This is a genomic window from Haladaptatus ordinarius, assembly GCF_054177595.1.
The window spans coordinates 1-20,654 of sequence record NZ_JBPEHH010000003.1 but is presented as its reverse complement, the minus strand read 5'-3'; the positions used below and the strand labels follow the sequence as shown (position 1 = coordinate 20,654).

General features: G+C 62.6%; 25 protein-coding genes. 11 read left to right on the top strand and 14 right to left on the bottom strand.

Annotation, left to right across the window (positions count from 1 at the left end):
- Positions 1–78 precede the first annotated feature (78 nt).
- From hemA to ACR3FF_RS02245, 6 genes are all read left to right on the top strand, one after another.
- Positions 79–1,377, top strand: a complete 1,299-nt coding sequence (hemA, locus tag ACR3FF_RS02270) for a glutamyl-tRNA reductase (RefSeq protein WP_458185671.1) — start codon at positions 79–81, stop codon at positions 1,375–1,377.
- A gap of 314 nt (positions 1,378–1,691) precedes the next feature.
- Positions 1,692–2,024 (top strand): DUF5789 family protein, encoded by a 333-nt coding sequence (locus ACR3FF_RS02265; RefSeq protein ID WP_458185670.1) that lies wholly within the window; start codon positions 1,692–1,694, stop codon positions 2,022–2,024.
- A gap of 481 nt (positions 2,025–2,505) precedes the next feature.
- Positions 2,506–2,781: a 4a-hydroxytetrahydrobiopterin dehydratase gene (locus tag ACR3FF_RS02260; protein WP_458185669.1), complete on the top strand. Its 276-nt coding sequence runs from the start codon at positions 2,506–2,508 to the stop codon at positions 2,779–2,781.
- Complete coding sequence (lwrS, locus tag ACR3FF_RS02255) at positions 2,781–3,152, top strand: LWR-salt protein (protein WP_458185667.1); 372 nt, start codon at positions 2,781–2,783, stop codon at positions 3,150–3,152. Before ACR3FF_RS02260 ends, lwrS begins: the two co-directional genes overlap by 1 nt.
- Positions 3,153–3,294: 142 nt before the next feature.
- Positions 3,295–3,768, top strand: coding sequence for a pyruvoyl-dependent arginine decarboxylase (locus tag ACR3FF_RS02250; protein WP_458185666.1), 474 nt, complete (start codon positions 3,295–3,297; stop codon positions 3,766–3,768).
- 57 nt (positions 3,769–3,825) lie between these two features.
- Entirely contained in the window at positions 3,826–4,221 is a 396-nt protein-coding gene (locus ACR3FF_RS02245) for a DUF5811 family protein (protein WP_458185664.1), read from the top strand.
- Here ACR3FF_RS02245 and ACR3FF_RS02240 read toward each other — a convergent pair.
- Positions 4,202–4,453, bottom strand: coding sequence for a DUF8015 family protein (locus ACR3FF_RS02240; protein WP_458185663.1), 252 nt, complete (start codon positions 4,451–4,453; stop codon positions 4,202–4,204). The genes ACR3FF_RS02245 and ACR3FF_RS02240 overlap by 20 nt on opposite strands.
- A gap of 54 nt (positions 4,454–4,507) precedes the next feature.
- Positions 4,508–6,307, bottom strand: coding sequence for a translation initiation factor IF-2 (gene infB, locus ACR3FF_RS02235; protein WP_458185662.1), 1,800 nt, complete (start codon positions 6,305–6,307; stop codon positions 4,508–4,510).
- A 222-nt stretch (positions 6,308–6,529) separates the two neighbouring features.
- On the opposite strand from infB, the gene ACR3FF_RS02230 reads away from it, so the two are divergent.
- Together ACR3FF_RS02230 and ACR3FF_RS02225 are read left to right on the top strand one after the other, a co-directional pair.
- Positions 6,530–6,775, top strand: coding sequence for a PRC-barrel domain-containing protein (locus tag ACR3FF_RS02230; protein ID WP_458185660.1), 246 nt, complete (start codon positions 6,530–6,532; stop codon positions 6,773–6,775).
- Positions 6,775–7,239 carry an NOB1 family endonuclease gene (locus ACR3FF_RS02225; RefSeq protein WP_458185659.1) on the top strand — a complete coding sequence of 155 codons (465 nt, stop codon included), beginning with the start codon at positions 6,775–6,777 and terminating at the stop codon, positions 7,237–7,239. Before ACR3FF_RS02230 ends, ACR3FF_RS02225 begins: the two co-directional genes overlap by 1 nt.
- On the opposite strand, the gene ACR3FF_RS02220 is transcribed toward ACR3FF_RS02225, so the two are convergent.
- From ACR3FF_RS02220 to pan2, 4 genes are all read right to left on the bottom strand, one after another.
- Positions 7,236–8,000 carry a CPBP family intramembrane glutamic endopeptidase gene (locus ACR3FF_RS02220; RefSeq protein ID WP_458185658.1) on the bottom strand — a complete coding sequence of 255 codons (765 nt, stop codon included), beginning with the start codon at positions 7,998–8,000 and terminating at the stop codon, positions 7,236–7,238. The genes ACR3FF_RS02225 and ACR3FF_RS02220 overlap by 4 nt on opposite strands.
- 32 nt (positions 8,001–8,032) lie before the next feature.
- Positions 8,033–8,710: a BGTF surface domain-containing protein gene (locus ACR3FF_RS02215; protein WP_458185656.1), complete on the bottom strand. Its 678-nt coding sequence runs from the start codon at positions 8,708–8,710 to the stop codon at positions 8,033–8,035.
- Positions 8,711–8,797: 87 nt separating this feature from the next.
- Positions 8,798–10,090 (bottom strand): glucose-6-phosphate isomerase, encoded by a 1,293-nt coding sequence (locus ACR3FF_RS02210; protein ID WP_458185655.1) that lies wholly within the window; start codon positions 10,088–10,090, stop codon positions 8,798–8,800.
- Positions 10,091–10,523: 433 nt separating this feature from the next.
- Positions 10,524–11,744 carry a proteasome-activating nucleotidase Pan2 gene (pan2, locus tag ACR3FF_RS02205; RefSeq protein ID WP_458185653.1) on the bottom strand — a complete coding sequence of 407 codons (1,221 nt, stop codon included), beginning with the start codon at positions 11,742–11,744 and terminating at the stop codon, positions 10,524–10,526.
- Positions 11,745–11,978: 234 nt separating this feature from the next.
- Here pan2 and ACR3FF_RS02200 point away from each other — a divergent pair, with 234 nt between their 5' ends.
- The gene (locus ACR3FF_RS02200; protein WP_458185651.1) at positions 11,979–12,743 is read left to right on the top strand and encodes a M14 family metallopeptidase; all 765 of its coding nucleotides are present in this window, start codon (positions 11,979–11,981) and stop codon (positions 12,741–12,743) included.
- A gap of 7 nt (positions 12,744–12,750) precedes the next feature.
- Here ACR3FF_RS02200 and ACR3FF_RS02195 read toward each other — a convergent pair whose 3' ends face one another.
- Positions 12,751–13,791: a dipeptide epimerase gene (locus ACR3FF_RS02195; RefSeq protein WP_458185649.1), complete on the bottom strand. Its 1,041-nt coding sequence runs from the start codon at positions 13,789–13,791 to the stop codon at positions 12,751–12,753.
- A complete protein-coding gene (locus ACR3FF_RS02190; protein ID WP_458185648.1) occupies positions 13,788–14,801 on the bottom strand; it encodes an N-acetyltransferase DgcN family protein in 1,014 nt (337 codons plus the stop codon). The genes ACR3FF_RS02195 and ACR3FF_RS02190 overlap by 4 nt, the downstream gene beginning before the upstream one ends.
- Positions 14,802–14,934: 133 nt before the next feature.
- On the opposite strand from ACR3FF_RS02190, the gene ACR3FF_RS02185 reads away from it, so the two are divergent.
- Positions 14,935–15,819 carry a homoserine kinase gene (locus tag ACR3FF_RS02185; protein ID WP_458185647.1) on the top strand — a complete coding sequence of 295 codons (885 nt, stop codon included), beginning with the start codon at positions 14,935–14,937 and terminating at the stop codon, positions 15,817–15,819.
- Positions 15,820–15,857: 38 nt separating this feature from the next.
- Here ACR3FF_RS02185 and ACR3FF_RS02180 read toward each other — a convergent pair whose 3' ends face one another.
- The 3 genes from ACR3FF_RS02180 to ACR3FF_RS02170 all read right to left on the bottom strand — a co-directional run bounded on the left by ACR3FF_RS02180 (position 15,858) and on the right by ACR3FF_RS02170 (position 17,668).
- Positions 15,858–16,745, bottom strand: coding sequence for a Vms1/Ankzf1 family peptidyl-tRNA hydrolase (locus ACR3FF_RS02180; RefSeq protein WP_458185646.1), 888 nt, complete (start codon positions 16,743–16,745; stop codon positions 15,858–15,860).
- Positions 16,746–16,803: 58 nt separating this feature from the next.
- Positions 16,804–17,040, bottom strand: coding sequence for a hypothetical protein (locus ACR3FF_RS02175; RefSeq protein ID WP_458185644.1), 237 nt, complete (start codon positions 17,038–17,040; stop codon positions 16,804–16,806).
- A gap of 94 nt (positions 17,041–17,134) precedes the next feature.
- Complete coding sequence (locus tag ACR3FF_RS02170) at positions 17,135–17,668, bottom strand: DUF5815 family protein (protein ID WP_458185642.1); 534 nt, start codon at positions 17,666–17,668, stop codon at positions 17,135–17,137.
- 177 nt (positions 17,669–17,845) lie between these two features.
- On the opposite strand from ACR3FF_RS02170, the gene ACR3FF_RS02165 reads away from it, so the two are divergent.
- Positions 17,846–18,085, top strand: a complete 240-nt coding sequence (locus ACR3FF_RS02165; RefSeq protein WP_458185641.1) for a hypothetical protein — start codon at positions 17,846–17,848, stop codon at positions 18,083–18,085.
- A gap of 21 nt (positions 18,086–18,106) precedes the next feature.
- Here ACR3FF_RS02165 and ACR3FF_RS02160 read toward each other — a convergent pair whose 3' ends face one another.
- Genes ACR3FF_RS02160 through ACR3FF_RS02150 form a run of 3 tightly spaced genes read right to left on the bottom strand, consistent with a single transcriptional unit; the run spans position 18,107 to position 20,231 of the window.
- Positions 18,107–19,774, bottom strand: a complete 1,668-nt coding sequence (locus ACR3FF_RS02160) for a bifunctional N(6)-L-threonylcarbamoyladenine synthase/serine/threonine protein kinase (RefSeq protein WP_458185639.1) — start codon at positions 19,772–19,774, stop codon at positions 18,107–18,109.
- The gene (locus ACR3FF_RS02155; protein ID WP_458185638.1) at positions 19,774–19,908 is read right to left on the bottom strand and encodes a 30S ribosomal protein S27ae; all 135 of its coding nucleotides are present in this window, start codon (positions 19,906–19,908) and stop codon (positions 19,774–19,776) included. Before ACR3FF_RS02155 ends, ACR3FF_RS02160 begins: the two co-directional genes overlap by 1 nt.
- A complete protein-coding gene (locus tag ACR3FF_RS02150; RefSeq protein ID WP_458185636.1) occupies positions 19,908–20,231 on the bottom strand; it encodes a 30S ribosomal protein S24e in 324 nt (107 codons plus the stop codon). Before ACR3FF_RS02150 ends, ACR3FF_RS02155 begins: the two co-directional genes overlap by 1 nt.
- Between the last annotated feature and the right edge of the window lie 423 nt (positions 20,232–20,654).

The following is a 20,654-nucleotide window of genomic DNA, read 5'->3' as shown; positions in this document are numbered from 1 at the left end:
CAGGCCATTCTAACCCCCTGATAGAAACGGTCGGTATCATATGAATCGTATGTTCTATCTTCCCCGGGGGCGGAACCCGTGACGCCGAGCACCGGCGTCATCTCCGGCGTGCGCGTCTCTCACGACCGGGCGAGTCTCGACGACGTAGCGACGGCCTGCCACACGGACGAGGACAGCGTCGTGGGGCGTCTCATCGACGAATCGGGCGTCTCAGAGGCGTACGCACTCCAGACGTGCAACCGCTTCGAGGCCTACGTCGTCACCGACACCCCTGCGACGGGACGGGCAGTCCTCGCCGACTTCGCACCCGACGTCGGTTCACACTCGGTCGTCGAGATGAGTCACGAAGAGAGCCTTCGTCACCTCCTTCGCGTCGCCGCAGGACTGGAATCCATCGTCCTCGGCGAAGACCAGATAATCGGGCAGGTGCGCGATGCGTACAAATCCGCACGGGCGGTCGACGCCATCGGGCCGATGCTCGATGCCGCACTGACGAAGGCACTGCACGTCGGCGAGCGCGCTCGCACCGAGACGGCCATCAACGAGGGCGTCGTCTCCATCGGGAGCGCCGCCGTGACGCTCGCCGACGACAGGTACGAGTTGGACGGGGCGACAGCGCTCGTCGTCGGCGCAGGCGAGATGGGAACCATCGCGGCCCACGCCTTCGCCGACGCGGGCGTCGAAACGCTCGTCGTCGCGAATCGGTCGGTCGAACGCGCGGCCACGGTCGCGGAGTCGGTCGAAATCGCCGACGTACGGTCAGTCGGGTTAGACGCACTGCCGACCTACGTCCCGCGTGCAGACGTCGTCGTCACCGCGACGGGTAGCGACGGGCACGTTCTTGATGCCGACGTTCTCTCGGACTGCGGCGAGACGCTGGTCGTGGACATCGCCCAACCGAGAGACGTCTCGCCCGCAGTCGGGGCACTCGACGGCGTGGTCGTCCACGACATGGCGGAACTGGAGTCGGTGACGAACGAAACGCGGGCACGGAGACGGGTCGCTGCCGAGTCGGTCGAGGCGATGGTCGACCGCGAGTTCGAGAACCTGCTCGAACAGTACAAGCGAAAGCGTGCGGACGAGGTCATCGCCGCGATGTACGAGGGTGCAGAGCGAGTCAAAGAGCGCGAACTGCAGACCGCACTCTCCCGACTCGAGGCCCGTGGCCTGGACGACGACCAGCAGGCAATCGTCGAGGCGATGGCCGATTCGCTGGTCTCACAACTGCTCGCACCGCCAACGAAGAGTCTGCGAGACGCCGCCGCCGAGGACGACTGGACCACCATCAACACCGCACTGCAACTGTTCGATCCCGAGGTCGACGACGAACCGCCGGCCTTCGTCGCGGAGCAACTCGAATCGGCGGCCGACGACTGACTGGGATTTTCGACGCGAATTCACGACAGCCCGATAGCTGCCGGTGAGACGACCGCCGGGGGTCGGCCGGTGACACAACTACTAGAAGTCGGCTCTGTTGAAACTCTCAGCAGCTGATGGAATCGCGTGCTGCATACAGAGTATGTGCAGTAGACGGTCATCGTTCGTTTTATTAGAGACGAAACAGCCGTTAGGTTGGTGTGCGTATGTATCGGTCGCAGGATAGGTTCAGTGAGGCGATTACGCGATGTGCTCAGGATGGCACACCGATGAGCGACCACACCCTTATCCGAATCAGTCTCCTAATAGAAGGCATGATAGACGACAAACAGAGCCGAGACGAAAAAGCGGATGACGAAGAGCGACGCCAGCCAGAGCGGGAGCGAGAGGAGGTACGTAACCGTGCCAAGGAAGACGAGCCGAAGCAGGGCAACCAGAGTAATCAGCTTGGTGATCTAGATAAAGCACTCGAAACCCAGAACTATCCAACCGCGACGGATGAACTGGTCGAAGCCTATGGCGACTATGTGATCCAAACTCAGCGCGGGGAGAAATCCCTTGAGGACGTGCTTGCCGCAACCGATAACCAAACGTACGACTCTGCCGATGACGTTCGAAGGCGGATACTGGGACTAATACATCGCTAATAAATACGATCCAACACCCCCGTCTCGTTAGTTGAGCATCCCTTGAACTGAGACAGACACCTCTGTATGTCACCGATATCCGAGAAAACCGTGTGACCGATACGCGCCCTCTATTCGGCACGACCTCGTCAAATTATCACTGGTTGAGGGTTTCAACAGAGCCTAGAAATCGGCAATCGACACAACCGCCGATAAAACCCCGGTGACACGACCGGCAAAGGCCAGCTCACTCACCGCGAGCGAAGGAGCAGCGCGACTGAGCGAGCGGGCGCAAGGCCGACCACAGGGAGGCCGTCGCGCTTTTGATCAACCGTTTGCCGGAGGCAGGCCAGCGGGTGCGTGCCGTCGCGCGCACCCGCTGGCACTCGACCGTGGTCCGAAAATCGGAGATTTTCGTCATCACGAAAGGGCTTCGCTCTTTCGTACGACAGCAAAAGGTTGGGCGAGAGCTTTTATTTGATTTCCACACGTCCCCCCGCGTATGGCAGACCTGCTTTCCGACGACGAGATTCAGACTCGCATCCCGAGCGGTTGGGAGCGAGACGGCGACGAAATCGTCCGCGTGTACGAGTTCGACGACTACCTGAAAGGCGTCGCGTTCGCGTCCGAAGTCGGTGAAGTCGCGGAAGAGGAGTTCCACCACCCCGAAATCGTCGTCCGATACGAGGAGGTCGAGGTGCGCCTGACGAGCCACGAAGAGGGAGGAATCACCGACAAGGACGTGGAGATGGCAGAACGGTTCGACGACGTGCGCTGATGGACGCCCGCTACGTCTTCGCGGTCCGCTTCCGCGTCGAACCGGCCGCCTCGGGTCTCACGCTCGAACCCCAGGAGTTCGAGACGCGTCTCTCGCGACGGGCCGACCCGCCGGGCGAGGACGGTTGGCTGTTCTTCCGCGACAACCTCTGGCGCGGGAACATCGGTGACGACCGCTACTTTCGAAAACTGACGAGCGAGGCGCTGGGTGTCCAGGTGACGAGCGTGGAGTACCGGGCGCTGGAGACGGACGAAGAGTACTACGAGACGCTGCAAGACCGGATTCACGAGGACCTAGAGGACTTCAAGGCCGACTCCGTCTCCGAGGTGATTTCGAAGTACCTCGGCAGTTCGGTCGAAGTAGAGCACTGAGTGGGCGTTCTCCTGAGAGTTTCAGTTCGACAGGTCGCTTCGTTCCCATCACCGAAACGGCATCCATCCTGCGACTGAAGGCGATTTTCCACGCGTCCGAAGAATCGACAGACCCTTTCCCGCGAAAATCCGACCCCAGTACATGAGTACGATTCGGGTCGTCTGGGGAACCGCGAGTGGGCCGACGAAGATGTCGTCCTACGACGCCGCGCTCGCGAGGGCGAACGTCCACAACTACAACCTCGTCGCCGTCTCGTCGGTCATCCCCGCCGACGCAACGGTCGACCCCGTCGGCACCGCCCCCGACCTCGGCCCCGCCGGAGAACGGCTGACCGTGGTCGAAGCGCGGGCCACGCGCGCCGGACCGGGCCACGTCTCCGCCGGACTGGGGTGGACGGAGGGCGACGGACCGGGACTGTTCTACGAGGCGGCAGGAGAGACCGACGCCGTAGAAATCGAAGACCGCGTCAGAGCCGGCCTCGAAGCGGGTCGGGCGCTCCGCGACTGGGAGTTCGCGGGCGAACAGACCGAGACGGTGAGCGCGGACGCCGAACCGGGCACGTACGTCACGGCAGTCGTGCTCGCGGTGTACGGCGAGAGTGAACCAATCTGTTAGGTTCCGTGGGCGACGGGTTTATACCTCGTTCGAACTTAACGAAGGGTAGCAGACCGCATGAATGGAAATACTCCTTACGCTGGTATTCCCGACGTGACGCAGGCCGGACAGCGCGCGTCTATCGACGTCGAAGAACTCTCTCCCGACCAGAAGCGTGCACTTCGGGACAGCGTCTCCGACATCGCCACGCTGACCCGCAAGTTCCTTCCGGACGAGTACGTCATCGGGTCGCAGGTCACGAACGGCGCTACTGGGCCGCAGGCGACCGTCTCGGTGCAACCACCGGTCGGTCACGTCGTCAGCGCGGGGTTCGAACCGGAGAACGAGGACCTCGACGCCGACGAACTCATCGACGCCGACGACCGCGACGAGGTCGCCCGTGGACTCGCAGCGAGCGCCGTCTTGCAGGTGAAACAAGCCGTCGAAGACCAGATTACGCCGACCGCCCGCTAGGCGGTCGGTTGAAAATCGCGTCGGCGAGAACGAACGCCGAGACGATTCCTGCCGTCAGTACGCCGACGTGACGCGAAATCGCCAGCGTTTCGCTCACTACCAGGCCAGCGAGTAGCACGGTCGGCAGGGTGAACAACACGAGGTCGTAGTAGGAGAGCGACCAGCGGGAACGACGAAGCGAGCAGAAGAGCCGAGTCCATCGACCGATGCGACTCGAGAGTTCGTTTTTCACACTCATACTCCGTCACCACTCGGTACTATCGAGTTCGAAAACTAAAATATAACGCTACTTGCCCCAGAACGGATCGCGTTTTCGCTGTTTGTCAAGGTACATCTGGAGGGCTTCGAGTTCGTCGGTCGGGATGTCGTCCGAGAGTTCCTGTTCCAAAATTTTGGCGTGTTTTTCGGGCAGTTCGATCCAGAGTTCGTCGCCCTCGTCGATCTGCCGACCGACCGTCGGCCCGTCTATGGCCACGCTGACCCGGTTTCCGCTTCGGGCTTCGCTCACGTCTTCGCCCTGGTCTTTCACTCCTTTGATGGTCCCGACCCGCGTCGGTTCGTTTCCGTCGAACTTGGCGACGAAGGAGTTGTTCTTCACCGTACCCGAGAGCACTTCGATACCGACGACTGCGGGATTGTTCTGCCGGAAGACGTGGTCTTCCAGGATTCGGAATCTGGCGGGTCGCGTGATGTTATCGAGGACGGTCTCCTGTTGGGCACGCTCCATCTCCTCGACGTACTCTTCGTACTCCTCGATGAGCTGGTAGATGACGTCGCTGTCGAAGATTCGCACGTCTCGTTGCTCGGCTTCGTCCGCGGCGTCGGCGAGCGTATCTACGTTGAACGCCAGAATCGTCTCGTGTTTGGGTTCGTCTGCGGTCGTCGCAAAGCGCACGTCACGCGGTGCGACGTCGCCGACTTCGGCACGCATGACCGGTATCTCTGCCTCTTCGAGCGTGCTCACTATCGCTTCCAGACTTCCGAGCGTGTCGGCCTTGACGACGATACCTTCCTCTTGCGTGCTCACCTCGACTTCCGCGAGTTCGGCCTCGACGTCCGAGATGACGTCTTCTATCTCCCGGTCGCGGACGACGCGGACCGGCGCTCCCGCCATTGCATCGTCCAGGTCGGGCGCGGCGATTTTCACTCCTGCCGCCGCCCCGATCGAATCGACTTTCTCGAATCGGTCTTCGGTTCGAATCTCGGCGAGTGGTCGCGGTTTCAACAGGGCGCGGACGTCCGTCACGATGGGTTTGTTCGTCCCGCCGACGACGATGGTGTCGTCTTCGCTGACGGTGCCGTCGTACAGGACGACGTCGAGGGTCGTTCCGAAGCCTTTCTCCTCTTTGACTTCGAGCACCGTCCCCGCACCCGGTCCGGCCACGTCGATTTCCATGTCGTCGCGCATGTACCGTTGGGCGAGTCCCATCAACACCGTCAGCAGGTCCGGGACGCCTTCGCCCGTCTCGGCGCTCACGGGGACGACGCCGACGTTGTTTTGGAAGTTCTGAACCCGCCAGTAGAGGTCGGCGGAGAAGCCAGCGTCGCTGAGTTCGCCGATGAGTTCGTAGAGACGCTGGTCGAGCGTCGAACGCGCCCGGTCGCTCTGGGCCTCGTAGGTCTGTTGAATCGGCGTGTCCTGCTGGGGGTTCCATCCCGGAGTCGTGTCTATCTTGTTCGCCGCAACGACGAACGGGGTCTGTGACTGCGTGAGGATGTTGATGGCTTCCTCGGTCTGCGGTTGGAAGCCGTCGTTGACGTCCACGACGAGGATGGCGATGTCCGCGAGGGCACCGCCGCGCGACCGAAGGGTCGTGAACGAGTGGTGGCCCGGCGTGTCGATGAATAGCAATCCGGGGAGGTCGAAGTCGTCCGGGTCGACCAACCGTCCGGCGACTTTCGACACCACGTCGAGTGGCACCGCCGTCGCGCCGATGTGTTGTGTAATCGCGCCCGCTTCACCCTCGATGACCGTCGACCCGCGAATCTTATCGAGTAGACTGGTCTTCCCGTGGTCGACGTGGCCGAGAACGGCGACGATGGGAGTTCTGAGAGTTTCCGTCTCGTGTGAATCTGTGTCCGACATACCTACCACCCGGGAGAAGTCCTTATCACAGAACAACCCGGCACGACATTTAACTCCATCGCCACGTCGGTCAGACGGGCGATGACGGAGTCGCCGACCGCAAGGTCGATAGAGTGAAATGACACTTCGCCATCCGACCGTCTTCCGAGGTGTAGAGTGGGAGAGGTCGTTCTAGCACGAGCCCCGTGGAGTTTATATACCAGCGGTCGGTAACCCCCACGTATGTCCGACATACTCGCGGAGAATCTCTCGGGGAAGGCCGTCATGGGGTCTGACGGCACGGAACTGGGGATGCTCTACAACATCACCATGAACCTAAAGACGGGGGAACTATCGAGTCTCGTCATCGAACCAGACGAACAGATCGACACCGCCACTATCGACCTCGAAATGGACGATGACGGTCACTTCGAACTGCCGGTCAACCGGGTACAAGCGGTCAAAGATTACATCGTCGTTCAGCGGTAATGTACGTCCTAGACGCCTCAGCTTTTATCAACGAGTATCACACGACCGAACGAACAGCGTCGATTCCGATGGTTCACGAGGAACTGGAGGGCGAACACGCCTACCGGTTCGACGCGATGGAAGGTTCCGGGATGCACATCCATCTCCCGCGCGACGATACGGTCGAGAAGGTACGCCGGGCCGCCGGCGAGACGGGAGACCGAGACGTGCTCTCTGACACCGACATTCGACTCGTTGCGGCGGCGTTCGAACTCGACGGAACGCTCGTCACCGACGACTACGCGATGCAGAACGTCGCCGACAGGATGGGCGTCTCCGTCGACGTCATCGCACAGGACGGCATCGAAGAACAGCGAAACTGGACGTTCCAGTGCGCTGGCTGTGGGCGGGAGTTCGACGAGAACAAAGACCGCTGTCCGATCTGTGGCAGTCCGCTCTCACGAAAAAACCCCTCGAACGCTTAGCCGGCGAACTGGAGGTACATGAGACCGAAGAGAATCGCGTCGAACGTACCGTGAACGAGGGCCGAGACGGTGAGATTGTCCGTTTTCAGATAGACGAACCCGAGCACGAGCGAGAGGAAGAAGATGACGACGAGCGTCCCGGCGGTTGCCGTCAGCGTCGACCCCGTCGCGTACGCGGGGATGTGTGCCAGCGCAAAGACGATACTCGCGACGACGACTGCACTATACTCCGAGAAGGTTCCGTAGAGCGATTTCTGGATGATGTTCCGATACAGTAGCTCCTCGCCGGGGCCGATGATGAGCCACGCAGCGGGAATGAGCACGAGGAGAATCTCGGGGTTGCCACGACTTGCCGTCTGCTCAATGTTGTGGTCTGCAGTGCCGACGCCGAGTTGTGTGAGCGCGACCGCGATAGCGATCTGCAACACGAACAGTGCGACGACGCCGAAGGCGATGTAACCGAAATCACGTCTGTCCGGGAGTTTGAAATCGAGGAACGAGAGGCCGTGTCCTCGGCCAACCATGAAGATGAGGGCGACCGTTCCGGTTCCGAGGCCGAGTGCGAGCGCGGAGAGAGCGAGTTTCTGCATCGGCCCGAGGCTATCGGGGCCGAAAACGAGGAGGATGGCGCTCGCCCAGAGAGAGATGGCGAACAGCCCCGAGAATCCGAGAACTCCGCTCCGGAAAACGGCGAACACCATCTGTCCGAGCGAACCCCCGGTCGGAGACTCGCCACCGACGCCCGCTGTACCATCTGCCATACGAGTGGAAAGGGGCTACGGTAGTAAATGTGCTACGACCGATAGCGGCGGCGAAAGAGGAAGGCACTACCGGCGAGGGCGGCCAGCGCGACCACGAGACCGAAGCCGGGTTGTCCGCCGCTTTCGCTCGCGTGGGTAGTCGTCGTAGTCGTCTCTGCGATGGCTTTCATTTCGGTGGTGGCTTCGCCGTCGCTGACGGCGGTCGCGGTCGTTTTCGTCTGCTTGTCTGTCGTCGTAGCGAGCGTCGTCGTCGTCGTCGGTGCCGACGCATTTCGGAGGACGCCTTCGACGACGAGGAGGGGTTTCGAACCGGTCGAGTTGTTACCAGCGAGCGCGACTATCACACCGAACTCGGTTCCGTGTTCGTACTCTTCGAAGTCGAACGTCGCGTTGAACGTCCCGTTCGGTTGGACCGAGACCACCGTCGATTTGAAAAACGTCCCCGTGGCGTGTACCTGGACGCTGAGGTTCGTGCCGGAATCGAGCGTCGAGGTGCCAGAAATCGTTTGATTGGGCGCGTTGTCGAGAACCACCTTCTCCCCCTCGTAGTCGAGCGAAACCGAACTGTTGTTCGCGTCGCTCGTATCGTGGTCGAAGGTTGCACCGTCGACTGATTCGACCGAGTGGCTTGCCAGTGCAGCGGTCCCCCCCGCAGAGAACGAAGCTACGACGAGCACTGCGAGCAGCATCGAAATGTACTTGAGCCTCATTATACTGGGTTGCGCCTGTCCGCCGGTGTTCGACGCAATAGACAGTCAATTACACTGCCCCGTCCGGTAAATGCTTTGTGAACGCGGTTATCGGATTTTTAACGTCGTTTTATCAGAAACAGCGTCGGTTTCTTCGAAGTCGCCACCACCGAGCAACCCACGGGCCGCGCGCTTGCCCCACTCGACGGCGGGCTGGACGAACGTCTCGACGCCGGAGAGTTCTCCGACGAGGACACAGGCCGCCTCCATCCCGTAACAGAGTGCGCCGAGTCCATGCTCGTCGACGCGGTCGATTTCGACTCGGACGTTCGGTTGCCCCGATTCTGCGAGGCTGGCTTCGGTCGCCTCGAACTCGGCGTCCAGGAGCGTCCCGAGGTGCTGTCCACCGAGGTACGCCAGCCCCGACAGGTCGGTTTCGGGAATCGGACGGTCGTCTCGTTCCGTCGGACGGACGAAGGTGACCATCTTGTCGCGTGGGCCAGCGCGATACAACTGGAGTTGGGAGTGCTGGTCGGTCGCGCCGAGCGCCCGCACCGGCGTCTGACCGAGACCGTCTTTTCCGAGGCTCTCGGCCCACAACTGCGCGAACCACTCGGCGAACGTCTCCAGCGATTCGGCGTAGGGCATCATCGCGTTGACGCCCGCGCCGCGTTCGTCCAGCGCGTAGCAGGCCGCGCCGTACGCGTAGGCCGGCGACTCGAGTAGCGATCCCGCGAGGCGGTCTGCTTCCGCCTGTGCGCCAGCGAGTACCGCGTCGATGTCGTGGCCCTGAATCACGGCACAGGCGAGACCGACCGTCGAGAAGACGGAAAATCGACCCGGAACGCCATCGGGAACGTCGAGCGCGGGCAGGTCGTGACGGTCTGCGAGACTGCGGAGATTGCCTTCCTCGCCGGTCGTGACGAAGGTTCGGTCCGTCCAGTCCACGTCTGCCGATTCCATCGCGTCGCGGACGACGAGGAAGTTCGCCAGCGTCTCCGCCGTCGTGCCGGAGCGAGAGACGACGTTGACCGCGGTGTCGGCGAGTGAGATGCTATCGAGCAAGCCGGAGACGTGTTCCGGGTCGACGTTGTCGAGGAAGTAAGCGTCCACGTCGGAGTCGAGACCGTCGGCCAGCGTCGCCGCACCGAGCGCGCTGCCGCCGATGCCCACCGTAAGCACCGTCTCGGCGTCCGCGAAGGGTTCGACCGCCGACCGTATCTCGTCGGTGTCGGTCGTCTGCGGGAGGTTCAGGGCTTCGTAGCCGTGTTCGTGGTTCGCGCGTCCGGCTTCGATTCGCTCGTGGGCGTCGGCCACGCGCTCGTCCAGTCGGTCGAGCGCGTCGCGCGAGACGCCGGGTGAAGCAACGGTGTCGAGGGCGTTGCCGAGGTCTACTCGCATAGGAGAGTCGGCATCGTCGGAGGTGAAAAAGCCACCCTCTTCGCCGCGTCGGAGACGAGTTGCTACTGGTGATAGTTCTCCATTCGAAGGGTTCGGAAATTTCGGGATTTTTCTACAACGTGCGTTCGACACTGGCGACGACTCGCTGGTTTAAATACCGCACCCCTGATGCCGACATCATTGGTTGAACTCGTCTCACTGCGGAAAGTCGGCGGGTGACACGACTGCCGAAAAACAGAATCTTCACAACCGCCAGCGACCAGCACACTCTCCGCGAGCGAAGGAGCAACGCGACTGAGCGAGCGGGCCGACGACTGAGCGGAGCAGCGCGAAGCGAAGGAGGAGTGCTTTTGGTCGAGCTTTTACAGGGAGACGGGCGAGACCTGCACGAATCGCGCAGGTCTTGCCTCTCGACCGTCGTAAAAGGTCGTGGTTAGTACGCGTACCGCAGGTTCGGGACCGCCGTATCGCCGTCTTCTATCTTGTCCAGCGCGTCCTCGAAGTCCTGCATCGTCACCTCGGTACGTCCGTCGCGGATGGCGAACATGCCGGATTCGGTGGTCAGGCTGGCGATTTCGGCACCGCTGAAGCCATTCGTCTCGTCGGCGAGGCGGTCGAAGTCCACGTCGTCTGCGAGATTCATGTCGCTGGTGTGGATTTCGAGGATGCGGTGGCGACCCTCGACGTCCGGGTTCGGCACCTCGATGAGGCGGTCGAACCGACCGGGACGCAGGATGGCTTTGTCGAGCATGTCGAAGCGGTTCGTCGCCGCGATGATGCGGATGTCACCCCGGTCCTCGAAGCCGTCCATCTCGGAGAGCAGTTGCATCATTGTCCGCTGGACCTCGGCGTCACCCGACGTCTTCGAGTCGGTGCGGCGGGAAGCGACGGCGTCGATTTCGTCGATGAAGATGACGGCTGGTTCGCGTTCCGAGGCGAGTTGGAACAGGTCGCGGACGAGGCGGGCACCCTCGCCGATGAACTTCTGGACGAGTTCCGACCCGGCCATCTTGATGAACGTGGCGTCGGTCTCGTTGGCGACGGCTTTCGCCAGCATCGTCTTCCCGGTTCCGGGCGGGCCGTGCAAGAGAACGCCGCTCGGCGGTTCGATACCGGCGGCTTCGAACTGCTCGGGGTTGACGAGTGGCTCTTCGACCGCTTCCCTGACCTCACGAATCTGCTCTTCGATGCCACCGATATCCTCGTAGGCCACCTCGGGCGAGGCGTCGACTTCCATCGCCTGTGCACGCGCGTCCGTCTCCGAGTCGAGCAATGTCTCGATGGTGAACGAGTCGTTGACCGCGACTCGGTCACCTGCTTCGATGTCGTTTCGAAGCTGCACCGCGACTTCGGTCAGCACTTCCTGATTGTTGCCGTGTTGTTTGATGATGACGCCGTCGTCGGTCACGTCCTCGACCGTGGCGACGTACAGCGAGGTCGTTTTCAGCGTCTCGTTCTCGCGCTGGAGACGGTCGACTTCCCCCGCGAGATCCTCTCGACGTTCGGCAGCAGCCTCGACGCGCTCGTTTAGCTTTTCGTTGACCTTCTTGATGTCCGTAAAGTGCTCCTGAAGCGCGCTCAAACGCTCCGCATCGGACATATCCGGGTCGAGTTCGAGCGTTGGTCGATCTGGGACAGATGGACTGCGCGACATTTCTTGTTCATGTGTATGTCCCCACATTTAAAGTGCCTTTGGGTCGCGGAGGGTGCGGAGTCGACGATTGGTCGGCTGCTGGTGACGGTTTTTCGGGGATTTCGCGGTCTCGAGCCGTATTCGACGATAGTGTTCGAAAATAAATAGTTCGATGCCATCGTTCGGGCAACGTCGCGACCGAGTGTTCGGGAACCACAGAATCAAGTCGTGGGCCTGCGTCTTCTCTGACCATCGATGCGCATCGAAACCGTCGGCGATGGGACGCCCGAACTCGCAATCGTTGCGTGCATTCACGGTGACGAGTCGTGCGGGAGAGCGGCCATCGAGCGCGTGCTGGCCGAGAACGGCGCGTTCCACCGACCGGTTCGATTCGTCCTCGCCAACGAGCAAGCGATGGAGAAGAACGTCCGATTCGTCGACGAGGACCTGAATCGCGCGTTTCCGGGCGACGCCGACGGGCCGACACACGAATCCAGACTCGCGGCGAGACTCCTCCCGAAACTACGCGACTGTGGAGTTCTCGACATCCACTCGACCCACTCACACCCCGCACCGTTCGCACTCGTCTCGCGACTGAACGAGCGGACGAAACGACTCGTCCGGGCGACCGGCGTCGAACGCGTGGTCGACATCAGCTACGTCGCCGGCGGTCTCGTCGATCACGTCGAAGGCGTCGCCGTCGAGTGTGGCCTGCACGGGAGCGAGCGAGCAGCGGCCAACGCAGAGCACGTTCTGCGTAACTTCCTCGGGGCGACGGGTGCACTCGATACGCTCTCGGAGACGGGGACGCCCGAACTGTATCGTGTGTTCGATGCGGTGACAGGTCGGGACTACGAGTTCGTCGGCGAAAACTTCGTCCGCGTCGAGAACGGAGCAGTGTTCGCACGGATAGACGGCGAAACGTTACGTGCCGACCGTCCGTTCTATCCGGTGTTGATGTCCACCGACGGCTACGACGACCTGGTCGGGTTCCGGGCCGAGCGCGTCGGGAAACTCTGAGGGTCGATTACTGACCCTTTCGCACGCCCGTTCCGACCCGTCCGGTTTCGAGGTCGATTTCGCCGTTCGGCATCGGAACGCCCTCGTACTCGTCTTCGGCGAGCAGGAGCGACCCGTCCAGGTCGGCGTAGTCGAGCAGCGGTGCGAGGTGGCAAGCGGCGGCGATGCTGGCGTTGCTCTCTACCATACAGCCGAGCATCACCTCCAACCCGTGGGCGTTCGCCGTGTGAATCATCCGCATCGCCTCGCGGAGACCGCCACACTTCATCAGTTTCAGATTGGCGATGTCGGCCTGACCGGCGATTCGTGGCACGTCTTCGAGCGTGATGCAGGATTCGTCGGCCGCGATGGGCAGGGCGGCACGCTCTCTGACGAATCGCATCCCATCGGGGTTTTCGGCGGGAACTGGCTGTTCGACGAACTCCACCCCGTACTCGGCGAGTGCGTCTATCTTTCGAACCGCCTCGCGGGGACTCCAGGCCTCGTTGGCGTCCACGCGAATCGTCGCGTCTGGGGCCGCGTCCCGAATCATCCCGACGATTTCCTCGTCGCGATCGGTGCCGACTTTCACCTTCAATGTGCTGTATCCGGCGTTGACTGCTTCGGCGGTCTTCTCACGCATCGTCTCGGTCGTGTCGATGCCGATGGTGAACGAGGTCTCGACGGTGTCTGCGGGGTCGAGTCCCCAGTAGCGATAGAGTGGGAGGTCGGCGCGTTTGGCCACGAGGTCGTGGAGCGCGATACTGACGGCACACCGAGCCGCAGGATTTCGGTTCACCGTCTCGCGCATCTCGCGTTCGATTCGGTCGAGTGCGTGCGGGTCGTCGACCGATTCGACCACGTCAAGGAGGTCTGGCAGGACCGTTTCGACCGTCGCTGCCGTCTCGCCGTAGTGTTCGGAGGGCGCGGCCCCGCCGATGCCGACGTTCCCCGCGTCGTCTTTGACCCTGACGACGACGTTCTCGGCGGTGGTCTGGGTCCCTCGCGAGATAGTGAAGGCGTGTTCGAGCGGAAGCGAGAGTCGCTCGAACTCGGTCGTGAGACTCACAGTATCGCCTCCAGCACGTTGTCGGCGTCGAAGCGAACCGGGTCGGTCGCGGGCGCACCGAGCGACGATTCGTACGACTGCACCGCATCGCGGGCCGCGTCGTCGTCCTCGATTCCCGAGGTGTTCATGGCACCGGCGACGACTTCGGTCTCGTAGACCGGTCCGGCGAGGTCTTCGTAGAGCGAGACGTACTCCGGAATTGACGGCAGTGAGAACGACTCGTAGCCGTGGATGACCTCTTTGCCCGCTTCGTGACAGAGAACGAGTTCGTCGGCCATCGACCCGTGGAGGATGCCACAGGTCACGGCGGAGTAGGCGGGGTGGACGATGCTCCCCTGGCCCTCGACGAAGAGGTAGTCGTAGTCGTCGCCGCGCTCCAGAATCATCTCCTCTACCGCCCCGGCGGTGAAGTCGCTCACCACGCGGTCGATGGGGTTACCCCACCCATCGATCATGATTCCCGTCTGGCCGGTGGGGACGAACCCGGCGTCGACACCGCGCTCTCGGGCCGCCTCCAGCAGTTCGAGCGTCGTGGTCATCTTCCCGACCGAGCAGTCGGTGCCGACCGTGAGCACGACCTCGGCGTCGACGTCCTTCGCCACGCCCTGACTCACGGTGAGGTCGTCGTGGGGTTTGCGCACGTCCCAGATGTCACAGTCGTTTGCCTCGGCGAGTCGGGCGAACTCCTCGTCGTCTTCGAGGAAGTAGTGGAGACCCGAGATTACGTCGTGACCGCGTTCGAGCGCGGTGCGAACGTCCGAGCGCCACGATTCGTCGAAGCCGCCGCCGATGGGGGCGATACCGACGACGAGCGCGTCGACGTCCGGCACGTCGTCCATCCCGGCGACGATGGGTGCGTCTTGTACATCCGGTAGCGAGTCACTGACGCGCTCACCGGCCCGGTCGCGGTCGAGGATAGCGACCACGTCGTAGTCGGCATAGCGCAGGATACCGACCGCCGTCTTCGCGCGGTCGGGAAACTTCTCGTGAGCGAGTATGGCCACCTGCATGCGTTTGCGGTGGTTGCACGGGTGCTTAAAGCCGTCCTTCGCGGTAACGCGTCGGTCGATCGAAACGGAGCACAGAACGGAGACGGTTCTGGCCGAAGCGAAGGTTTTTGGCCGTGCTTTCGAGACCTACCCCATGGTCACAGTGCGGGCACCGGCGACGAGCGCCAACCTCGGGAGTGGATTCGACGTGTTTGGACTGGCGCTGGCACAGCCCGCCGACGTCGTGCGGGTCGAACGAGCGTCCGAGACGACCATCGAGGTGACGGGGGTCGGAAAACAGTACGTTCCCGAAGCCCCGGCGAAAAACACCGCCGGCGTCGTCGCCGAGACGCTCGGCGCACCTGCACATATTCGAATCGACAAAGGCGTTCGCCCCTCCTCCGGGTTGGGGTCGTCCGCCGCGAGCGCCGCCGGTGCCGCAGTCGCACTGAACGAACTCTACGACTGTGGACTGACTCCCCGCGAACTCGTCCGGGTCGCGGCAGAGGGGGAAGCGGCCGTCTCCGGCGAAGCCCACGCGGACAACGTCGCGCCCGCCATCCTCGGCGGATTCACCATCGTCACCGAGGACGACATCACGCAGGTCGACGCCTCGATTCCGGTCGTCGCCTGCCTGCCGGAACTCGTCGTCTCCACCCGTGACGCACGGCAGGTCGTCCCCCACTCGGTCGACATCGACGAACTCGTCGAAACCGTCGGAAACGGCGCGACGCTCACGGCGGGAATGTTCCGCGACGACCCCGAACTTGTGGGGCGAGGGTTACGGGACAACGCGGTTACCGAATCGCGAGCGTCGCTCATCGACGGGTTCGGCGGGGTTCGAACGGCGGCCCTCGAAGCGGGAGCGACCGGCGTCGCCGTGAGCGGGGCCGGGCCGAGCGTCCTCGCCATCTGCCGCGAGGGGACACGAAGCGCGGTTGCGAGTGCGATGCTCGATGCGTTTCTCGACGCGGGCGTCCAGGCACGAGCCTACCAGACCGCGATTGGAGACGGAGCGACGGTAGAGCACGGAGAGTGACGAGCGGGCCGTCAAAAGACAGAGCAGGCAGCGAGATGTCAAATCCGGTATAGACGCGTCGTCCAGAACTCGTAGAACGCGTCGGCCAACGCCTCCTCGGGGGAGCCAGTCGCATCAACCGGTTTCGTCCGGTCTGCCAGTTTTCGAAACTCCGAGAGGAGCGTCCGCTGGCCGACGACGTACAACCGCTCTGCGTCTCTTCCTTCGATTTCGTCCCGGCAGCGGTCCAGATGCGTTTCTATCTGGGCGTCTCGCCTGCGCTCGAAGCGGGCCTGTGAGAACCCGCCTTTCGAGTGGTCGCCTTTCACGTCGCTCTCAAATCCCGAGACCGACTGCAGTTCGCGTCCATCGTACTCACCGATGGCGAACAGGTCGGAGCGAACGAGCGCCAGCGCGAATCGCCCCTCGGGGCGAAACCAGTCGGATGCGACCTCGAAACCCTCGTCCCACGCGACGAACGACGCCGGCGGGTTCGACGGAACGAGGGCGGCACTGACCAGACCGGCGTCGTCGGCCAGGACCAGACACGGCACGACGCGGGCGACCAGCGACGCGTGGTCACCGAACGCGTCTCGCACGTCGTCGGGGAGGTCGCTGTCGACCATCGCGGTCAGCGCGCCCTCGGGGCCGGTCTCGAAACTCGAAACGCGGTCAAGGAGTTCGTCCAGTCGCTCCCCGTGGAGCGTTTCGACGCCACGGAAGTCGAGGTCCGTCTCGTCTCCCTGCAGTCGGTCGACTCGGTCTTCGAGTTCCGCGATGCGGTCTTCGAGTCGGTTGACTCGTTCTTCGGCCTCCTGGCGGCCGGTGACGGCCTCCGCTCGACGCTCTTTTTCCGCTTCGACCCGTCGTTCGAGATGGTGTTTCTCTTCTTCGAGCGTCTCGATTCGCTCTTTCAACTCCGCACGCCCGAGCAACTCGTCCAGCATCGACTCGAAGGGCGTGTTCAGGGCTATTGAACGTTGGTGTGTTCGAAAATAGAGAACGTTACACGCTCTCGCCGGGGTCGCCGATAGCGTATCGGTAGGGTGACGAGCGAATCACGGTCACGTCACCGTGTCGTGCCCGTCGCCCGAGCACCGTCGCAACTTCGTGTGCACTCTCGAACGCCTCGCCGTGGTCGTCCAGCAGGTCGAGAATCTCACGTGCCGTGAGAGGTTCGTCGGGTTCGGTCTCCGTCACGACGCTTCGGATGCAGTCGAATTCTCTCCCCCGAGCGTACATATAAAATACGATAGTTGTCTGCTCACTTAAGATTCAGTCAGACGCGCGTCAGACGCAGGGAGGGCGTGCAGACCTGCAGTAGGCGCTCGGAACCTCACGCCGGGCGGTCGTGTGGCCCGGTGAAATCGCGTTCGCGTCGGTACTGGTCGACGAACGTCGCCACGTCGAAGTTGAGCATGTCCGCTTCGAACTGACTCATTGCTTCCTCGTCGTCGGCGTGGCTGACGGCGTGTTCCATCAACTCGACGACGAGTTCCACGACGATTTCGTGGAGTCGCCGCGAGTCGAAGTCGGTGACCCACACCATCGCGTAGCCGACGTCGGGGTCTTCTGCGACGTCCTCGCTCACCACGTCTTCGGGGAACTCCTCCAACACGACGCCCATGATGTGCATCGTCCCGAACTCGCCGTGGTCGTCCGAGGTTTCGATGGTTTCGCGGAGGACGTCGACGAGAAACTCCGGGACGAACCGGGAGGGTGGGTGGATGTCCATCACGACTGCGTGCGAATCGCCACACTCACAGTCGTACTCGCGCATCCCCATGTCGAGGTCGTGTGTCCGCACCGACTCGCCACAGGGAAGGTCGAGCGCCACACCTCTGTCCCCCGGTACGCGCGGTTCTGACATGGTCGTGGGTTCGTCCTTTACGAGTTTAAACGGCGTGATTGTGCGTCGGGGGGGAGTTGACATATTACATACATAATCGATACGGAGAGGTAGCGCTCGATAGTTCTCCGGACGGGGTGTCCACGGTACGTATCCCTCTTAGCGAGGTACTTGTTGGCGGTGAAAATACAGACGGGTATGGCACAGGTCAGTAGGATTCCCGACCGACTGCGGCCGATAGACGAACGAATCCTCCGACTGCTCGACACCGAGGGGATGCAGGTGCGACTCGACATCGAACGACGGCTTTCGCTCGCCGGGTGTGTGACCGCGAATCGGTGTCGTCACCTCACGGAACGCGGACTCGTCCGAAACACGAACTGGTGTTGTTACGAGATTACTGACGCCGGACGCCGACACCTGCGCAAGGCCTGCTGACGCGGGCGTCCAACCGACGGGTCACTGGTATCGTCCGCGGCCTTCGATTTCTCGCAACTGCTCTATCACGCCTTCGTCGCCCGTCTCCGCGTAGACCGACTCGAACGCCCGCCAGAGTTTCGCCGCCTCGTCGGCGGTTCCGGTGAGACTCTGTGAGAAGACGTGCAGGTCCATCGCGTAGTCTTCGACGTCGTCGGAGTAGTAGCCGAGTCCGAAGTCGATGAAGTAGGTTCGTTCCGCAGAACACCGAACGTTCCGGGTCGTCGGGTCGCCGTGAACGATTCCCGCACGGTGCATCGTCCCGAGGTGGCGACCGACGTCGCGCACCCGGTCGGTGGTCAGTTCGTCCCGGAGGTCGGCGTCGCCGACGCGTTCGAACTCGATGACGCCCGTCTCCGGGTCGACGTCGTACACGACCGGCGTGGGCACGCCGACGCGGCGGGCGTCGCTCGTCAAGCGCGCTTCCAGGGTCGTCCGTTCTTTGCGGAGGCGGGCGTCGAGCGCGGGATGTCGGTACGATTTCGCCACTCGACGTTTGGTCACGCGCTCCGTGCCGATGGTGACGGTCGCCTCGGCACCGCGAATCTCGCGCTCGCCGACGTCGCGGAACACCGCGTCCCGGTCGTCGCGCCAGTTCACCGCCACCTGGTCGGGACGGAAGTTCGGGTCTACCGCCGATTCTTCGACGGAGATGGTCTCGCCCGCAGCGAGCATCTCTGCACCGAGTACGGCAATCATCCCGGCGTTGTCTCGCAAAAATCGCGGGTCGGGCGCAAAAAAGTCCGCACCGCGCTGGTCGCACATCTCCGCCAACATCTCGCGGAGGCGGGCGTTCTGGCCCACGCCGCCGCCGAGGACGAGTTCGTCCCGACCGGTGAGCGAGAGGGCGCGCTCTGCGACCTCGGTGAGCATGGCAAAGATGTTCTCCTGTAAGGAAAAACAGACGTCTTCGATGGCTTCGCCCTCGTCGTACGCCTGCTTCGCCGCGCTCATCAGCCCCGAGAAGGAGAAATCCATTCCCTTCACGACGTACGGTAAATCGACGTACTCACCCTCTTTCGCGGCCTCCTCTACCTTCGGCCCGCCCGGGTGCGACCAGCCGACGTGGCGGGTGAACTTGTCGATGGCGTTGCCCACGCCCGTGTCCATCGTCTCGCCGAGCACGCGGTATCGTCCGTTTCGGTAGCCCAGCACGTGGGCGTTCGCACCGCTTGCGTTCAGACAGACCGGCGAGTCGAACCCCGACTGCTGGCGACCGATTTCGAGGTGCGCGACCATGTGGTTCACACCGACCAGGGGCACGTCCAGCGTCTGTGCCAGCGCGCGCGCGGCCGTCCCGACGATTCGGAGACACGGGCCGAGACCCGGCCCGCGCGAGAACGCGACCGCGTCGACGGGCGACGCCCGTTTGCTCGACGAGCTTCGCTCGTCGGCGTCGACCTCCCCGTCTACCTCCGCCAGCGCCGTCTCGATGACCCGCGGAATCGCATCGCTCATGTGCTCTGCCGCCTCGCGCGGGTGAATGCCGCCGCTCTCCGGTTGGTAGGCGTCGGTTTCGATAAAAACGGAATCGGTGTTCGTGTCGTAGATGGCGTCGGAACCCGCTTCCGACGTATCGCCGTTCGACTCGGTCGTGTAGACGGCCGCGCTGGCCGCCCACGCGGTACCCTCGACGCCGAGGATTCGCATCACTTCCACTCGGTATAACTACACTTGCCGCAGTGGAGGCGGTCGCCGTGATCCGCGAGGAACGAGTCGCCACAGCGCGGGCACTGCTCGCGGTCGGTCGTCCCGTCCTCACCGTACAGTTCGTGCCGCGGCATTATTCAGCCTCCTCAGCTTCCGTGTCGGCCTCGGCGTCGGAGTCGGCGGTGATCTTGTTGCGTTCGAGCATGTAATCTTGCTCGACGTCGCGGGCGTGTTCGGGGCTGTCGTAGACTTTCGCGTAGCCGACGGTCTTTCGCATCCCGAACTTCGTGCTCATCTCGTGGACGACGACTTCGTCCGCGTCCTTGTCGAGTTTCGCCGCGAGACTGTCCCGCACCGAGAGGCGCGAGGGCGTTGCCTCGTCGTGAACTATCTGGAACCGCACTTCGGTCCTGTGGAGCATTGGATTTTGCTCCTGTGAGAGGATTTCGACTTCCATGTGTATCACTCAGTTATACTCCTTTTCTCCCCGTAGCGTGTAAAAGGATTTCGAAGTAGCCGATTCCGCGCGTGAGCGGTGCTTACAGTGGGGACGACGGTGAATGCAAGTGCCGGTGAGCCACCGAAAGCGCGTACGTCCATCCCACCGCCCGAGACGCTACGACTCGTCGAGCGCGAGCGGTCACCGGTCTCACGGTCTCGGAGATTACCTGAATTGCAGGCGCTAAGGCCCCTTCCTCAAGGAACGACCGAAAGGATCGAGTAGGGAGGGGATACAGCGCCGTCATCGTCTGTCCTACATGCATTCGTATTCGGTTAAGACGTAAAACCAGCATACAGTGCTGCATTCACCTCCTCAAGAAGCGTCTGGCGTGACGGAGCTGGTTGTCTCGCCTCTCGATACCACGTGTTCGGGAGATTC

Excerpts from the sequence above, each read along its gene's own strand:
- ACR3FF_RS02155 (WP_458185638.1), bottom strand. The coding sequence starts at position 19,908 with ATGCCGCGGCACGAACTGTACGGTGAGGACGGGACGACCGACCGCGAG.
- ACR3FF_RS02160 (WP_458185639.1), bottom strand. The coding sequence starts at position 19,774 with ATGCGAATCCTCGGCGTCGAGGGTACCGCGTGGGCGGCCAGCGCGGCC.
- ACR3FF_RS02190 (WP_458185648.1), bottom strand. The coding sequence starts at position 14,801 with ATGCAGGTGGCCATACTCGCTCACGAGAAGTTTCCCGACCGCGCGAAG.
- ACR3FF_RS02150 (WP_458185636.1), bottom strand. The coding sequence starts at position 20,231 with ATGGAAGTCGAAATCCTCTCACAGGAGCAAAATCCAATGCTCCACAGG.
- ACR3FF_RS02185 (WP_458185647.1), top strand. The coding sequence starts at position 14,935 with ATGGTCACAGTGCGGGCACCGGCGACGAGCGCCAACCTCGGGAGTGGA.
- ACR3FF_RS02180 (WP_458185646.1), bottom strand. The coding sequence starts at position 16,745 with ATGCTGGACGAGTTGCTCGGGCGTGCGGAGTTGAAAGAGCGAATCGAG.
- ACR3FF_RS02215 (WP_458185656.1), bottom strand. The coding sequence starts at position 8,710 with ATGAGGCTCAAGTACATTTCGATGCTGCTCGCAGTGCTCGTCGTAGCT.
- infB (WP_458185662.1), bottom strand. The coding sequence starts at position 6,307 with ATGTCGGACACAGATTCACACGAGACGGAAACTCTCAGAACTCCCATC.
- lwrS (WP_458185667.1), top strand. The coding sequence starts at position 2,781 with ATGGACGCCCGCTACGTCTTCGCGGTCCGCTTCCGCGTCGAACCGGCC.
- ACR3FF_RS02265 (WP_458185670.1), top strand. The coding sequence starts at position 1,692 with ATGATAGACGACAAACAGAGCCGAGACGAAAAAGCGGATGACGAAGAG.
- ACR3FF_RS02225 (WP_458185659.1), top strand. The coding sequence starts at position 6,775 with ATGTACGTCCTAGACGCCTCAGCTTTTATCAACGAGTATCACACGACC.
- ACR3FF_RS02230 (WP_458185660.1), top strand. The coding sequence starts at position 6,530 with ATGTCCGACATACTCGCGGAGAATCTCTCGGGGAAGGCCGTCATGGGG.
- ACR3FF_RS02165 (WP_458185641.1), top strand. The coding sequence starts at position 17,846 with ATGGCACAGGTCAGTAGGATTCCCGACCGACTGCGGCCGATAGACGAA.
- ACR3FF_RS02260 (WP_458185669.1), top strand. The coding sequence starts at position 2,506 with ATGGCAGACCTGCTTTCCGACGACGAGATTCAGACTCGCATCCCGAGC.
- ACR3FF_RS02250 (WP_458185666.1), top strand. The coding sequence starts at position 3,295 with ATGAGTACGATTCGGGTCGTCTGGGGAACCGCGAGTGGGCCGACGAAG.
- ACR3FF_RS02245 (WP_458185664.1), top strand. The coding sequence starts at position 3,826 with ATGAATGGAAATACTCCTTACGCTGGTATTCCCGACGTGACGCAGGCC.
- ACR3FF_RS02210 (WP_458185655.1), bottom strand. The coding sequence starts at position 10,090 with ATGCGAGTAGACCTCGGCAACGCCCTCGACACCGTTGCTTCACCCGGC.
- ACR3FF_RS02170 (WP_458185642.1), bottom strand. The coding sequence starts at position 17,668 with ATGTCAGAACCGCGCGTACCGGGGGACAGAGGTGTGGCGCTCGACCTT.
- ACR3FF_RS02200 (WP_458185651.1), top strand. The coding sequence starts at position 11,979 with ATGCGCATCGAAACCGTCGGCGATGGGACGCCCGAACTCGCAATCGTT.
- ACR3FF_RS02220 (WP_458185658.1), bottom strand. The coding sequence starts at position 8,000 with ATGGCAGATGGTACAGCGGGCGTCGGTGGCGAGTCTCCGACCGGGGGT.
- pan2 (WP_458185653.1), bottom strand. The coding sequence starts at position 11,744 with ATGTCGCGCAGTCCATCTGTCCCAGATCGACCAACGCTCGAACTCGAC.
- ACR3FF_RS02175 (WP_458185644.1), bottom strand. The coding sequence starts at position 17,040 with ATGTACGCTCGGGGGAGAGAATTCGACTGCATCCGAAGCGTCGTGACG.